The 530-nt window shown below is 67.7% G+C and carries 1 protein-coding gene; it reads right to left on the reverse strand.

The window, feature by feature from the left end:
* A partial coding sequence (locus tag IF29_RS0141210) for a toll/interleukin-1 receptor domain-containing protein (protein ID WP_030267741.1) occupies positions 1–530 on the reverse strand: 530 nt, incomplete at both ends.

The raw sequence follows: 530 nt of genomic DNA on the forward strand, positions 1-530 counted from the left end.
GTCTCCACATCCACCATTCTGCCGGGTTCCACCGTCGTGTACATCAGAAGGTCGCTGACACGCCGCGCCAGCTGGTTCACCACCTGGTGGTACGAATCCCGTTTCCCCGCCTGCCTGCTGAGCGCCAGCAGGCCGTCCCGCGCGTAACTCCCGGGCATCCGCTCATTGGTGTACTGGAGCCGCTGGACCACAGCGTGCCGCCGGTCCTGCGGCACCGGTACCCAGACCACCGGGAGTATCGCCGACGTCTCCGGCGACAGCGGCGGTCGAGCGTGGACGGCGCGCCGGCTGAAGACGGCCCACTCCTTGCCGCACCAGTCGCTGTCCAGGTAGGGCGTGGACACGAGGGCGATCAGGACGTGGGCCTCGGCGAGCATGTGGGAGATGAAGCGGCGCCAGTTGTCACCGATGGGTATCTCACGGTCGGACACTCCGGGCCGGACCTGGCGGGTGCCCTGCCGGACGTGCTGGCCGATCTCGAAGTTCAGGTCCTGGACCAGTTCGCCTATCGGCGAAGGGTCGTCCCTCGA

Source organism: Streptacidiphilus jeojiense (assembly GCF_000719095.1).
GTDB lineage: Bacteria > Actinomycetota > Actinomycetes > Streptomycetales > Streptomycetaceae > Streptacidiphilus > Streptacidiphilus jeojiensis.